This window comes from Klebsiella sp. K-Nf6 (assembly GCF_002806655.1).
GTDB classification, from domain to species: domain Bacteria; phylum Pseudomonadota; class Gammaproteobacteria; order Enterobacterales; family Enterobacteriaceae; genus Klebsiella; species Klebsiella variicola.
This window is the reverse complement of record NZ_PIBN01000008.1, coordinates 224669-238806: the sequence shown is the minus strand read 5'-3', so window position 1 is coordinate 238806 and position 14138 is coordinate 224669. Positions and strand designations below refer to the sequence as shown.

General features: G+C 55.6%; 10 protein-coding genes. 9 read left to right on the top strand and 1 reads right to left on the bottom strand.

All coding sequences use genetic code 11. From position 1 onward, the window contains the following. Positions 1-506 precede the first annotated feature (506 nt). The 7 genes from CWM61_RS15750 to lysS all read left to right on the top strand — a co-directional run bounded on the left by CWM61_RS15750 (position 507) and on the right by lysS (position 10974). Entirely contained in the window at positions 507-1427 is a 921-nt protein-coding gene (locus CWM61_RS15750) for a Kdo(2)-lipid IV(A) acyltransferase (RefSeq protein ID WP_074386670.1), read from the top strand. 100 nt (positions 1428-1527) lie between these two features. Beyond that, positions 1528-1800, top strand: coding sequence for a DUF1471 domain-containing protein (locus CWM61_RS15745; RefSeq protein WP_002892402.1), 273 nt, complete (start codon positions 1528-1530; stop codon positions 1798-1800). Between the two features lie 292 nt (positions 1801-2092). After that, complete coding sequence (gene cadC / locus CWM61_RS15740) at positions 2093-3655, top strand: lysine decarboxylation/transport transcriptional activator CadC (protein ID WP_074386669.1); 1563 nt, start codon at positions 2093-2095, stop codon at positions 3653-3655. 365 nt (positions 3656-4020) lie between these two features. Beyond that, complete coding sequence (cadB, locus tag CWM61_RS15735) at positions 4021-5358, top strand: cadaverine/lysine antiporter (RefSeq protein WP_061155472.1); 1338 nt, start codon at positions 4021-4023, stop codon at positions 5356-5358. Between the two features lie 82 nt (positions 5359-5440). Continuing rightward, entirely contained in the window at positions 5441-7588 is a 2148-nt protein-coding gene (gene cadA / locus CWM61_RS15730; protein WP_061155471.1) for a lysine decarboxylase CadA, read from the top strand. A gap of 61 nt (positions 7589-7649) precedes the next feature. Then, positions 7650-9125 (top strand): dipeptide permease DtpD, encoded by a 1476-nt coding sequence (gene dtpD / locus CWM61_RS15725; protein ID WP_074386668.1) that lies wholly within the window; start codon positions 7650-7652, stop codon positions 9123-9125. Positions 9126-9456: 331 nt separating this feature from the next. Beyond that, the gene (gene lysS / locus CWM61_RS15720; protein WP_004202393.1) at positions 9457-10974 is read left to right on the top strand and encodes a lysine--tRNA ligase; all 1518 of its coding nucleotides are present in this window, start codon (positions 9457-9459) and stop codon (positions 10972-10974) included. 76 nt (positions 10975-11050) lie between these two features. Here the strand turns inward: lysS and CWM61_RS15715 are convergent, their stop codons facing one another. After that, complete coding sequence (locus CWM61_RS15715) at positions 11051-11476, bottom strand: hypothetical protein (RefSeq protein WP_100631526.1); 426 nt, start codon at positions 11474-11476, stop codon at positions 11051-11053. 572 nt (positions 11477-12048) lie between these two features. Between CWM61_RS15715 and iolE the strand changes: the two genes are divergently transcribed. Both iolE and CWM61_RS15705 read left to right on the top strand, forming a co-directional pair. After that, on the top strand, positions 12049-12969 hold the full coding sequence (gene iolE / locus CWM61_RS15710; RefSeq protein WP_100631525.1) for a myo-inosose-2 dehydratase: 921 nt from the start codon (positions 12049-12051) through the stop codon (positions 12967-12969). Continuing rightward, the gene (locus tag CWM61_RS15705; RefSeq protein ID WP_100631524.1) at positions 12966-14138 is read left to right on the top strand and encodes a Gfo/Idh/MocA family protein; all 1173 of its coding nucleotides are present in this window, start codon (positions 12966-12968) and stop codon (positions 14136-14138) included. The genes iolE and CWM61_RS15705 overlap by 4 nt, the downstream gene beginning before the upstream one ends.

The following is a 14138-nucleotide window of genomic DNA, read 5'->3' as shown; positions in this document are numbered from 1 at the left end:
ATAGTTCCTTCTCACTATGGCTTCTGAAAGCGGCGACGTCGGCAAAGGCACTTGCGTCGAATGAGCGCTGTAAACGTAGCATATCTGGGAAAAGGATCAGCAATGTCGATGCTTAACCATTGCCCCAGTCACAAATAACCGCATGCTGGCCATATCAGACCGGGCTGAACGGCCTGTTTGCGTTTGCTATCGCCCTAATAAAGCGTGAGTAAACGAGGTACTGGTCGAGAGGCTGAGGCAAATGTACTGGCGATTTTATCGACAATCGGCCGCGCCGTAGAGGTTAGGTTTATTTATTTATGCATAAATCAGGAAATTTTACGCAATGTGTCTAATACTAGAGTAGCCCCAAGCGCAAGGGCTGAAATTATCCTAAAATCGGCTTATAATAACGCGCTTTGTGTCTGAGTATTACCGCACGAATTGGAAAAATATAACATGCAGGATCCGCTACTTTATTTCGCGGTTTTTGCTCAGCTATTATTGAGTGAATTAACAGGATTACTATGTCAAATTTACCCAAATTTTCCCGCGCGCTGTTGCACCCGCGTTACTGGCTGTTATGGCTGGGAATTGGCTTTTTATGGCTGCTGGTGCAATTACCGTATCCGGTGATCTACCGTCTGGGGACGGCGCTTGGGCGGCTGGCGATGCGGGTGATGAAAAGCCGCGCGCGGATTGCCAGACGTAATCTCGAACTCTGCTTTCCCGAGATGAGCGCCGCCGACCGCGAGGCGCTGCTGGTGAAAAACTTTGAATCGCTGGGCATGGGGCTGATGGAGACCGGCATGGCCTGGTTCTGGCCGACGCACCGGGTGGCGCGCTGGACCGAGACCAGCGGCGTTAACGAGGTGATCGAACTCCTCGAACAAAAACAGGGCATCTTACTGATCGGTATCCATTTTCTGACCCTCGAAATGGGAGCGCGGATGTATGGCATGTTTACCCCAGGCATTGGCGTCTATCGGCCCAATGACAATCCGCTGATTGACTGGCTGCAGACCTGGGGACGCTTGCGCTCTAACAAGACCATGCTGGATCGAAAAAATCTGAAAGGGATGGTCAGGGCGCTAAAGGAGGGGGAGATCCTCTGGTATGCGCCAGATCACGATTACGGTCCGGCCAGCAGCGTTTTTGCGCCGCTGTTTGCCGTCGAGCAGGCGGCGACCACCACCGGCACCTGGATGCTGGCGAAAATGTCCGGGGCGACAATTGTGCCGTTTGTTCCGCGGCGCAAGCCCAACGGCATGGGGTATGAGCTGATCTCCCTGACGCCGGAGCGCACGCCGCCGCTGGCGAGTGCAGAGGTCACGGCGGCATGGATGAATCAGATCATCGAACAGTGCATCCTGATGGCGCCCGAGCAATATATGTGGCTACACCGGCGTTTTAAGACCCGTCCGGAAGGGGTACCGCCGCGTTACTGAACGCTTCGGCCAAAAAATAAGCGCATCGGTAGCACGCTCAGTAAATCGCCGTCTATACTGAAAGAGCCTGACTGAAGGCTAATTCCAAGGAGATTGCAGGATGAAAAAAGTGATAGTCGCGTTAGCCCTTTCCGCCGTTGCATTTGGCGCGTCCGCCGCGCAGTTGATCACCAAAGAAGAAGTGAAACACTTCAAACTGACCAAGGTCGGACCGATCTCGGTAGGGCCGTCTGGTGGCGAGTTCTCTTCGCCTTCCGATCTGCACGATCAGCTTTCTAAGCTGGCCGATGAGAAAGGCGGAAAATATTACGTGATTACCGCTGCGCGCGAGCATGGTCCTAACTTCGAAGCCACAGCGGAAGTGTATAAATAACCTTTTTAAAGCGTGCCATCGCGGCGCGCGACAGACTGAGCCTGGAGCGCGTTAAGCCTCCAGGCTTATTTTTTTATCTGCGACGGGAATTTCCACCGGCAATCTCGCCAGCGAAAACGCGTTTTTATCGCTATATATAAATTTCATGATCACGATGTTAATGAAATATTGCTTTTCATTGTCGCAAAAGGCGAATTCCGACCTAATGCCTGAGGGAGTGACCCCTGGCAAAAATAGGTAGGACAAATGTGTTATCATCGCGCCTTTCCCTTTTTGTCTGGGGCTTTCTTGTATGCTACAACCTGTTGTTCGCGTCGGTGAATGGCTGGTAACCCCCTCTGTAAACCAAATCAGCAGGAAGGGGCGCCAGCTTACCCTTGAACCGCGTTTAATCGACCTTCTGGTCTTTTTTGCTCGCCATCCGGGGGAAGTGCTTAGCCGGGACGAGCTTATCGAAAACGTCTGGACCCGTAACGTTGTGACCAGCCACGTCGTCACGCAGAGTATTTCCGAACTGCGCAAGTCGCTCAAAGACGGCGATGACGTTAGCCTTGAGTACATCGCGACGGTACCCAAACGGGGGTATAAGCTCACGGTGCCGGTGATCTGGTGCACCGAGGAGGGGGAGGAACTCGCCCCGCAGATGGAGGCGCTGACGTCTTCACCGTCGGCTGACATGCCCATGCCACCGGCGGCAGCTGCGCCGCCCGACACGCCGGAACCCCCTGCGGATCTCGCCGCACCGGCGCCTGCCGTCGCCAGCGCGCCGTCAACCCGCAAACGTCTCACTACCGCTCTGGTGTGGGGGCTGTTTCTGCTGGCGCTGGGCACCTGCGTGGCGCTGGTGGCGCTGTCGAGCATAGAGTCGCGGCCGCCGGTTAACAAGGCGCGCCTGTTGCTCAATCCGCGTGATATCGATATCCACCTGGTCAATGGTAACTCCTGCACCAACTGGTCGTCGCAGCACTCCTACGCGGTCGGCCTGGCCAGTCTGATCACCACCTCGCTAAACACCTTCTCGACCTTTATGGTGCATGACAAAACGGACTACAACATCAATGAGCCGAGCAGTTCCGGGAAAACGCTGACCATTGAGTTCGTCAATCAGCGCCACTACCGGGCACAGCAATGCTTTATGTCGGTCCAGCTGGTGGATAACGCTGACAGCTCGACGATGCTGGATAAACGCTACTTTGTGACCAATGACAACCAGCTGACCATTCAGAACGATCTGATGAACAGCCTGTCAGATGCGCTGACGCAGCCGTGGCCGGCGCGGATGCAGGCGATGCTCAGGCAGTATCAGCCGTCGCAAAGCGTGGCGTTAACCTACTTCTACCAGTCGCATCAGTTGTTAATGAAGGGCGATGTCGATTCATTAAGCAAGGCCAGCAGTCTGCTGGACGATGTGATTAAGCGGGCACCGGATTTTATTTACGCCTATGCCGAAAAAACGCTGGTGGATGTATTACGCCATTCGCAGCAGCCGCTGGATGATAAACAGCTGGCCGCCCTCTACAGTGAAGTTGAGCGGGTAGGGGAGATGCCGGGTATTAAAGACATGGCGATTTATTACCAAATAAAAGCGGTGGATATGCTCGGTAAAGGCAAAGTCGACGAAGCGAATACCGCGATTAACAGTGCAATCGATTTAGAAATGTCGTGGCTGAATTATGTGCTGTTAGGCAAAGTCTATGAGATGAAAGGTGAGAACCGGCTGGCTGCCGATTCTTACATCACCGCGTTTAATTTACGCCCCGGCGGAGATACGCTGTACTGGATAGAAAACGGCGTTTTCCAGACGTCGGTTAACCGGGTGGTTCCGTATCTCGATAATTTCCTCTCTTCAGAATAAGTAAACCCTCATCACGCGCAAGGTTTTTGGCGTGGTGAGGTTAAATTTATGTTTCTCATGAAGCCTCTGGTTGTTATTTATATTTAGCATTCTGGAGGCTTTAAATAACAGTTAAGTAACACGCCATCCTACCTCTAACTGCATGTAATACAACAATGTTTATCTTTTTCTGACACCCTGTTGTCATGTTTATATGTTAAGCGAAAAAGCTCAAAATATCATTTGTCTGATGTTTGTTGTTATTTCACTTTATCTTTAGGACTTATCTCGTACAAATCAGTAATCTTGTTGGCAGTTGGTCGGGTCAATTAATGGTTCTGTATCATGATCTGTACCTCCCAAATAAACTTAGGAGAAAAACAACCATGAGTTCTGCCAAGAAGATCGGGCTATTTGCCTGTACCGGTGTCGTCGCCGGTAATATGATGGGGAGCGGTATTGCATTATTACCTGCGAACCTGGCCAGCATCGGTGGTATTGCCATTTGGGGCTGGGTAATTTCAATTATTGGTGCGATGTCTCTGGCTTATGTTTATGCCCGACTGGCCACTAAGAACCCGCAACAGGGTGGTCCAATTGCCTACGCCGGGGAAATATCTCCCGCATTCGGTTTCCAGACTGGTGTGCTTTATTATCATGCAAACTGGATTGGTAACCTGGCCATCGGGATTACCGCAGTTTCTTATCTATCTACGTTCTTCCCAATTTTAAATAACCCGGTGCCAGCAGGTATTGCCTGTATTGCCATCGTGTGGATCTTTACTTTCGTTAATATGCTCGGCGGGACCTGGGTCAGCCGTCTGACCACTATTGGTCTGGTACTGGTGCTTATTCCAGTGGTGATGACCGCGGTTGTCGGCTGGCACTGGTTTGACGCAGCGACCTATCAGGCGAACTGGAACACCTCCAGCACCACCGATAGCCACGCGGTCATTAAAAGTATCCTGCTCTGCCTGTGGGCCTTCGTTGGCGTCGAATCCGCCGCCGTCAGTACCGGGATGGTAAAAAACCCGAAACGTACCGTCCCGCTGGCTACCATGCTGGGTACTGCGATGGCCGGTATCGTCTATATCGCCGCGACTCAGGTTATCGCCGGTATGTATCCTGCTTCTCAGATGGCCGCATCCGGTGCGCCGTTCGCGATTAGCGCCTCTACCATTCTCGGCGGCTGGGCTGCTCCGATGGTTTCCGCTTTCACTGCCTTCGCTTGCCTGACGTCTCTGGGCTCGTGGATGATGCTGGTTGGCCAGGCCGGTGTACGTGCCGCCAACGACGGTAACTTCCCGAAAGTGTACGGTGAGCTTGATAGCAACGGTATTCCGAAAAAAGGCCTGCTGCTGGCGGCGGTGAAAATGACCGCGCTGATGGTGCTGATTACCCTGATGAACTCCGCCGGTGGTAAAGCCTCCGACCTGTTCGGCGAACTGACCGGTATCGCAGTACTGCTGACCATGCTGCCTTACTTCTACTCCTGTGTTGACCTGATTCGTTTCGAAGGCATCAACATCCGTAACTTCGTTAGCCTGATTTGTTCGGTACTGGGTTGCGTGTTCTGCTTCATCGCGCTGATGGGCGCAAGCTCCTTCGAACTGGCCGGCACCTTTATCGTTAGCCTGATTATCCTGATGTTCTACGGTCGCAAAATGCACCAGCGCCAGCAGAACAACGCAACGGATAACAACAGCCCCGCTAACGCGCACTAATCAGTAACCCGTTTTCCTGAGGCTCCTTCCATCACCTGTCACAACGCGACGGGAGGGGCTTTCTACATCTGGAGATTTGACTATGAACGTTATTGCAATCATGAATCACATGGGTGTTTACTTCAAAGAAGAACCCATCCGTGAACTGCATCGTGCTCTCGAACGCCTGGACTTCCGTATTGTCTACCCGAACGACCGTGACGACTTATTAAAACTTATCGAAAACAACTCTCGTCTGTGCGGCGTGATCTTCGACTGGGATAAATACAATCTCGAACTGTGCGAAGAAATCAGCAAAATGAATGAGTACATGCCGCTGTACGCGTTCGCTAACACCTACTCCACCCTGGACGTTAGCCTGAACGATCTGCGCATGCAGGTTCGCTTCTTCGAATATGCGCTGGGCGCGGCGGAAGATATCGCGAACAAAATCAAACAGAACACTGACGAATACATCGACACCATTCTGCCGCCGCTGACCAAAGCGCTGTTCAAATATGTCCGTGAAGGTAAATACACCTTCTGTACCCCTGGCCACATGGGCGGTACCGCGTTCCAGAAAAGCCCGGTAGGCAGCATTTTCTATGATTTCTTTGGCCCGAATACCATGAAATCCGATATCTCCATTTCGGTTTCTGAACTGGGTTCTCTGCTGGACCACAGCGGCCCGCACAAAGAAGCGGAAGAATATATCGCTCGCGTCTTTAACGCTGAACGCAGCTACATGGTGACCAACGGTACTTCTACTGCTAACAAAATCGTCGGCATGTACTCCGCGCCGGCCGGCAGCACCGTGCTGATTGACCGTAACTGCCACAAATCGCTGACTCACCTGATGATGATGAGCGACATTACGCCGATCTACTTCCGCCCGACCCGTAACGCCTACGGTATCCTCGGCGGTATTCCGCAGAGCGAATTCCAGCACGCGACTATCGCCAAGCGTGTGAAAGAGACGCCGAACGCGACCTGGCCGGTACACGCCGTTATCACCAACTCGACCTATGATGGCCTGCTGTATAACACCGACTTCATCAAGAAAACCCTGGATGTGAAATCCATCCACTTTGACTCCGCATGGGTGCCTTACACCAACTTCTCGCCGATCTATGAAGGCAAATGCGGGATGAGCGGCGGCCGCGTCGAAGGGAAAGTGATTTACGAAACCCAGTCCACGCACAAACTGCTGGCGGCATTCTCCCAGGCGTCGATGATCCACGTGAAAGGTGACGTTAACGAAGAGACCTTCAACGAAGCCTACATGATGCACACTACCACCTCTCCGCATTATGGGATCGTGGCGTCCACCGAAACCGCGGCGGCGATGATGAAGGGTAACGCCGGTAAGCGTCTGATCGACGGCTCTATCGAACGTTCCATCAAGTTCCGTAAAGAGATCAAACGTCTGAAAGGCGAATCTGACGGCTGGTTCTTCGACGTCTGGCAGCCGGAGCATATCGATGGCGCTGAATGCTGGCCGCTGCGCTCTGACAGCGCATGGCACGGTTTCAAAAACATCGATAACGAGCACATGTACCTCGACCCGATCAAAGTCACACTGCTGACGCCGGGGATGAAGAAAGACGGCACCATGGATGATTTCGGTATTCCGGCAAGCATCGTGGCGAAATATCTCGACGAACACGGCATCGTGGTGGAGAAAACCGGTCCGTACAACCTGCTGTTCCTGTTCAGCATCGGTATCGACAAAACCAAAGCGCTGAGCCTGCTGCGTGCGCTGACCGACTTCAAACGCGCGTTCGACCTGAACCTGCGGGTGAAAAACATGCTGCCGTCGCTGTACCGCGAAGATCCTGAATTCTATGAAAACATGCGTATTCAGGACCTGGCGCAGAACATTCATAAACTGGTTGAGCATCACAACCTGCCGGACCTGATGTTCCGCGCATTCGAAGTGCTGCCATCCATGGTGATGACCCCGTATGCCGCGTTCCAGAAAGAGCTGCACGGTCAGACGGAAGAAGTGTACCTCGAAGAGATGGTCGGCCGCGTCAACGCCAACATGATCCTGCCGTATCCTCCGGGAGTACCGCTGGTGATGCCGGGTGAAATGATCACCGAAGAAAGCCGCCCGGTGCTGGAATTCCTGCAGATGCTGTGCGAAATCGGCGCTCACTACCCGGGCTTCGAAACCGATATCCACGGGGCATACCGTCAGGCGGATGGTCGTTACACCGTTAAAGTGCTGAAAGAAGAGAACAACAAGTAATAGACGCACTACAAGGGAAGTGGCTTGCCACTTCCCTTTTTTCACGCTGCAAGGAGAACCTATGAAAACACCCTCACAGCCGCGCGCGATTTACTACATCGTAGCGATCCAGATCTGGGAGTACTTCAGCTTTTACGGCATGCGCGCCTTACTCATCCTTTACCTCACCCACCAGCTTGGCTTTGACGATAGCCACGCCATCAGTCTGTTCAGCGCCTACGCATCTTTAGTTTACGTAACCCCTATTCTCGGCGGCTGGCTTGCCGACCGCCTGCTCGGCAACCGCACGGCGGTGATTGCCGGGGCGCTGTTGATGACCCTCGGCCACGTGGTGCTGGGCGTCGAGTCGACCTCGGTATGGAGCCTGTACGTCGCGCTGGCGATCATTATCTGCGGCTACGGCCTGTTCAAATCCAATATCAGCTGCCTGCTCGGCGAACTGTACGCTCACGACGACCCGCGTCGCGACGGCGGCTTCTCGCTGCTGTACGCCGCCGGCAACGTCGGCTCGATTGCCGCGCCCATCGCCTGTGGACTGGCGGCGCAGTGGTACGGCTGGCATATCGGCTTCGCCCTGGCGGGGATCGGTATGTTCATCGGCCTGATGATTTTCCTAAGCGGCAGCCGCCATTTCCGGCATACCCGCGGCGTGGATAAACCGGCGCTACGGGCGGTGAAATTCGTGCTGCCGACCTGGGGCTGGTTGCTGGTGATGCTGTGCCTGGCGCCGGTGTTCTTCACGCTGCTGCTGCAAAACAACTGGTCCGGCTATCTGCTGGCGATCGTCTGCCTGTTCGCCGCCCAGATGGTGGCGCGGATCATGATCAAAGCCCCGGAGCATCGTCGCGCGCTGTGGCAGATCGTCCTGCTGATGCTCGCCGGGACGCTGTTCTGGGTGCTGGCGCAGCAGGGCGGGAGCTCGATTAGCCTGTTTATCGACCACTTCGTCAATCGTCGCCTGCTGAACTGGGACGTGCCGACCGCGCTGTTCCAGTCGGTCAACGCGGTGGCGGTGATGGCGGCCGGCGTGGTGCTGGCGTGGCTGATGCGCCCGGAAGGCAGCGTGCGTTCGGTGCTGCGCGTCTGGCTGAAATTCGCTTTCGGCCTGCTGCTGATGGGCGGCGGCTTTATGCTGCTGGCGCTCAATGCCCGCCACGGCGCGGCTGACGGCCAGGCCTCGATGGGCATGATGGTTGCCGGGCTGGCGATGATGGGCTTTGCCGAACTGTTTATCGACCCGGTGGCGATGGCGCAAATCACCCGTCTGAACATGCCCGGCGTCACCGGGGTGTTGACCGGGATCTATATGCTGGCCACCGGCGCGGTGGCCAACTGGCTGGCCGGGGTGGTGGCGCAGCAAACCACCGAATCGCAAATCAGCGATACGGCGATTGCTGCCTATCAGCATTTCTTCTCGCAGATGGGTGAATGGACCCTCGGCTGCGTGGCGGTGATGGTCGTTATCGCCTTTGCCGCGGCCTGTAGCGTCGGCAAACGCCGTGCGGCTGCCGGTGAAGTTTCCGGCGGCGGCGCCTGACGCGCGTCACGGCTCGTGGCGTAAACGCCTTATCCGGGCCGCGATTCGTAGCCCCGGTAAGCGCAGCGCGACCGGGGGCATTACATCAACAGCGGAGCGCGAAGTCGCTCCTTGCACAGCTTAGTGAACAGGAGGAGGATATTCTGGCATGCGCGGAGGCCAACGATAAAAAATACCGTTACTGAAGCCATAGCTGAGTGAGATCAGCTTGGAGTGAATCCAGGATCGTTAAGATTGTGCTCTGGTGTCTTTCCAGAGACAGGCCGCGCGGAAGGGTGACCTGGTTCAATATATCGAAGCTAGTTTGAAAGCAAGGTTATGAGGAATCCATATGTCTGAACAACAAGCACAAGGTGCCGATGAGGCCATTGACCTTAATAATGAACTGAAAACTCGTCGCGAAAAACTGGCTGCACTGCGTGAGCAGGGCGTAGCCTTCCCCAACGACTTCCGTCGCGATCATACCTCTGACCAATTGCATGCTGAATTCGATGCGAAGGATAACGATGAACTCGCTTCCCTGAACGTTGAAGTTGCAGTGGCTGGCCGGATGATGACCCGCCGCGTGATGGGCAAAGCCTCCTTCGTCACCCTCCAGGACGTCGGCGGCCGCATTCAGCTGTACGTGGCGCGCGATGACCTGCCGGAAGGCGTCTACAACGAACAGTTTAAAAAATGGGACCTCGGCGACATCATCGCCGCCCGCGGCAAGCTGTTCAAAACGCAAACCGGCGAACTTTCCATCCACTGCACCGAACTGCGTCTGCTGACCAAAGCCCTGCGCCCGTTGCCGGATAAATTCCACGGCCTGCAGGATCAGGAAGTTCGCTATCGCCAGCGCTATCTGGATCTGATCGCCAACGAAGAGTCGCGTCATACGTTCCGTATTCGCTCGCAGATCCTCGCGACCATGCGCCAGTTCATGGTGGCTCGCGGTTTTATGGAAGTCGAAACGCCGATGATGCAGGTGATCCCTGGCGGTGCGTCCGCCCGTCCGTTCATCACCCATCACAACGCGCTGGATCTGGATATGTACCTGCGCATCGCGCCGGAACTGTATCTGAAACGTCTGGTGGTTGGCGGTTTTGAACGCGTGTTTGAAATCAACCGTAACTTCCGTAACGAAGGGATCTCGGTACGCCATAACCCAGAGTTCACCATGATGGAACTGTATATGGCGTATGCGGACTACAAAGACCTGATCGAACTGACCGAGTCGTTGTTCCGCACCCTGGCGCAGACGGTGCTGGGCAAAACCGAAGTGCCATATGGCGACCAGGTGTTTGATTTCGGCAAGCCGTTTGAAAAACTGACCATGCGCGAAGCGATCAAGAAACACCGTCCGGAAACCAACATGGCGGATCTGGATAACTTCGACGCGGCGAAAGCGCTGGCGGAATCTCTCGGTATTCAGGTAGAGAAAAGCTGGGGTCTGGGACGTATCGTCACCGAAATCTTTGACGAAGTGGCGGAGGCGCATCTGATTCAGCCAACCTTCATCACCGAATACCCGGCGGAAGTTTCCCCGCTGGCGCGCCGCAACGACGTGAACCCGGAAATCACTGACCGCTTCGAATTCTTCATCGGTGGCCGCGAAATCGGTAACGGTTTCAGCGAGCTGAACGATGCCGAAGATCAGGCGCAGCGCTTCCAGGATCAGGTGAACGCCAAAGCGGCGGGCGATGACGAAGCGATGTTCTACGACGAAGATTACGTGACTGCCCTCGAGTACGGCCTGCCGCCGACTGCGGGTCTGGGTATCGGTATCGACCGCATGGTGATGCTGTTTACCAACAGCCATACCATCCGCGACGTGATCCTCTTCCCGGCCATGCGTCCGCAGAAGTAATCCGTTGCACTCCCTCCCGGCCTGCGCCGGGAGGTCCTTCCAGCATTATCCCCATCCTGTCGGCAGGGCGATGTTATTACAGGACTTTTTGCAACGTGCCGCGCTGGCTGCCGTTTGCCCAGACGCCGTTAAAGGCGTCGTTCAGCGTAAAGGACGAGTCTTTCACCCGGAAAGTCAGTTTACCCTGGCTGGCTTTCGCCTCCTCGACCAGATGACCATGGGTTTTCACCGTTTTAGCGGTGACGACAATCTCATCAATTTTATTGCCATACTCCGTATAAACATACCAGGTGCCTACCCAGGGGCCGAAGCCGCTACTGGCGTGCTGCACGGCGGCGGCATTCTCGGCTTTGGTTTTATGAATATCGCAGGTGGTCCCGTCGGTCATCTGCGTGCAACCGGAACGTTCAAGCTGTTCCCGGTATTTCGCGCTAATGGCGTGGGCCGGCGCGGCGGCGGCCAGCGCCAGGGTGAGGGTGGTGAAAAGCCAGGTCTTATTCATCTTATTGTTTCTCATCGCGATAGCGGCGCGCATTGTCATAAAGGTTGATACACATTGGTGCATTCTCCCGGTGGCGTCAGAATAAATATAACCGCAGTCATTCCTGATAAATAACTAGCAGGAAGGAGATGGGGTATTTATTGGTAAAGCATCATTACCCTGAGCTTATTTATCACAGAGCCTTCCCGCTGCTTGTCATATTATTGCAGAGAGAATGTTAAGTAATTGATGTTTTAAAAGTGGCTATTTGTCACTTACGCAAATAACAGCAGGCCAGGCCTGGGCGCGCGGCTAAAGCCCGCACCGGTGCGGTGTTGAGTTTTTTTCATATTGCTATCATCATATTTCGAATGAAAGGGATAACCTCTGAGTCGGGTTATTAAGCCAGTAATTTTTATCCGCAAAATAAGCTGGCGGCAAGCATTATTTCCATTTATTTTTCAGGGTTACCTGAAATAGCGGATATATCGCCAGCGCAATGATGGATTTCCATCATTTCTCCGTTTTCATCGTCGGTCGTCGCCTGCTTATAGTGACGCCAGACAAGACCACAGGGTGAAAAGGAGAACAAGATGGCGACAGAGCATCTGCAGTGGGGCGTGAGCCCCCTGTGCTGGACCAACGATGTGCTGGAGGATTTAGGCGGCGATATCCCCCTGGATACCTGCCTGCGCGAGGCGCGGGAGGCGGGCTATCAGGGCATTGAATTAGGACGGAAATTTCCCCGCCAGGCAGAGACGCTGGGCCCGCTGCTGGCGGCGGCTGACCTGCGCCTGGCGTCCGGCTGGTACAGCGGCTTGCTGGCCGACCGCAGCGTGGAAGCGGAGCTGGAGACGGTGCGGGAGCACGCGCAGCTCCTCCGGCAGCTCGGCGCGAGGGTGATGGTTTACGGCGAGTGCGGGCAACTGCCGGGTGAAACCCCGCTTGATGAGCCTATTTCACTCTCGCCGCCGTTAAGCCGCGTCAGCCTGGCGGCGTATTGCCACAAGCTAAATACCTTTGCTGACCTGCTGCTGCGCGACTATGGCCTCCAGCTGGCCTATCACCATCATCTGATGATGCTGGTGGAGCACGATGACGAGCTGGAGCGGTTTCTGTCCCATACCCATGACAACGTCGGGCTGGCGTTTGATACCGGGCACGCCTTTGTCGCCGGGGTCGAGATCCCGCGCGTGCTGCAAAAATATGGCCACCGTATCCGCCATCTGCATCTGAAAGACGTGCGTCCGCAGGTGCTGGGGCGTCTGTATCGTGAAAACCTGAGCTTTAACGAGGCGGTGCGCGCCGGGCTGTTTACCATCCCAGGCGACGGCTGCATCGACTATGCGCCGATCCTCGACTTCGTCCGGCGCAGTGACTACCGCGGCTGGCTGATTATCGAAGCCGAGCAGGACCCGGCGATGGCGCCGCCGTTGGCCACCGCCAGCCGCGCCTTTGCCTGGCTGGCACACCATTTATCTTCCCTTTCACCGTCAGAGGAGCATGCATCATGAGCGCGCGGTTAAATATCGGTCTTATCGGCTCGGGTTTTATGGGTCAGGCACACGCCGACGCTTACCGTCGCGCGGCGATGTTTTATCCCGATCTGCCGAAGCGCCCGCATCTCTACGCGCTGGCGGATCAGGATCAGGCGATGGCCAAACGCCATGCGGCGAAACTGGGGGCGGAAAAGGCCTACGGCGACTGGCGCGAGCTGGTAAACGATCCGCAGGTTGATGTGGTGGATATCACCTCGCCGAACCATCTTCACTACACAATGGCGATGGCGGCGATCGCGGCGGGTAAACATGTCTATTGCGAGAAGCCGCTGGCGGTCAACGAGCAGCAGGCGCAGGAGATGGCGCAGGCGGCACGGCGCGCGGGGGTGAAGACCATGGTGGCCTTTAACAACATCAAAACGCCGGCGGCGCTGCTGGCAAAGCAGATTATCGCCCGGGGCGATATTGGCGAACCGGTGCGCTTTCGCGGCACCTTTGATCAGGGGTTTTATAACGACCCGAACCTGCCCTGGTCCTGGCGCTGCTCGAAAACCCTCGGCGGCAGCGGGGCGCTTGGCGACCTCGGCGCCCATACCCTGTCGGTCGCCCAGTTTTTGCTGGGCGGGATCCGCGAAGTGACCGCCAGCGCGCAAACCTGCCTGCGCCAGCGTCCGGTGCCGCAGAGCGATGCCGGGTATGCCAGCCGGGTCGCGGCCGATGCCGAGTGGCGGGAAGTGGAAAATGACGATCAGGTTCAGTGCCTGGTCAGTTTCGACAGCGGCGCGGCGGGAGTGATTGAGGCCTCGCGCATTGCCGCCGGGCGGATCTTCGGCGTGTTCTGGGAGGTCTCCGGCACCGAAGGCACGCTGTATATGGACGGGGAGCGCTTTAACGAGCTGCAGGTGTATCGCTTCAACGATGACAAACACGACCGCGGCTTTAAGACGCTGTATGCCGGGAGCCAGATCCCGGCCTATGCCGGCTTCTTCGGCTTCGATTTTGGCGGCGGCGGGCTGGGCTATTTTGACGTCAAGGTGATCGAAGTGCATGACCTGGTGCAGGGGATTTGCGGGGAGGACGACTGCTATCCCAACTTCGAATTTGGTTTGCAGAATCAGCGCGTGCTGTCGGCGATTGAAGCCTCGATGGCCAGCCGTCGCTGGGTGAACGTGGTTAAAGACTAA

What these genes read in the sequence shown, in the direction of transcription:
- CWM61_RS15750 (WP_074386670.1), top strand. Translation starts at nt 507, where the DNA reads ATGTCAAATTTACCCAAATTTTCCCGCGCGCTGTTGCACCCGCGTTAC.
- CWM61_RS15745 (WP_002892402.1), top strand. Translation starts at nt 1,528, where the DNA reads ATGAAAAAAGTGATAGTCGCGTTAGCCCTTTCCGCCGTTGCATTTGGC.
- cadC (WP_074386669.1), top strand. Translation starts at nt 2,093, where the DNA reads ATGCTACAACCTGTTGTTCGCGTCGGTGAATGGCTGGTAACCCCCTCT.
- cadB (WP_061155472.1), top strand. Translation starts at nt 4,021, where the DNA reads ATGAGTTCTGCCAAGAAGATCGGGCTATTTGCCTGTACCGGTGTCGTC.
- cadA (WP_061155471.1), top strand. Translation starts at nt 5,441, where the DNA reads ATGAACGTTATTGCAATCATGAATCACATGGGTGTTTACTTCAAAGAA.
- dtpD (WP_074386668.1), top strand. Translation starts at nt 7,650, where the DNA reads ATGAAAACACCCTCACAGCCGCGCGCGATTTACTACATCGTAGCGATC.
- lysS (WP_004202393.1), top strand. Translation starts at nt 9,457, where the DNA reads ATGTCTGAACAACAAGCACAAGGTGCCGATGAGGCCATTGACCTTAAT.
- CWM61_RS15715 (WP_100631526.1), bottom strand. Translation starts at nt 11,476, where the DNA reads ATGAATAAGACCTGGCTTTTCACCACCCTCACCCTGGCGCTGGCCGCC.
- iolE (WP_100631525.1), top strand. Translation starts at nt 12,049, where the DNA reads ATGGCGACAGAGCATCTGCAGTGGGGCGTGAGCCCCCTGTGCTGGACC.
- CWM61_RS15705 (WP_100631524.1), top strand. Translation starts at nt 12,966, where the DNA reads ATGAGCGCGCGGTTAAATATCGGTCTTATCGGCTCGGGTTTTATGGGT.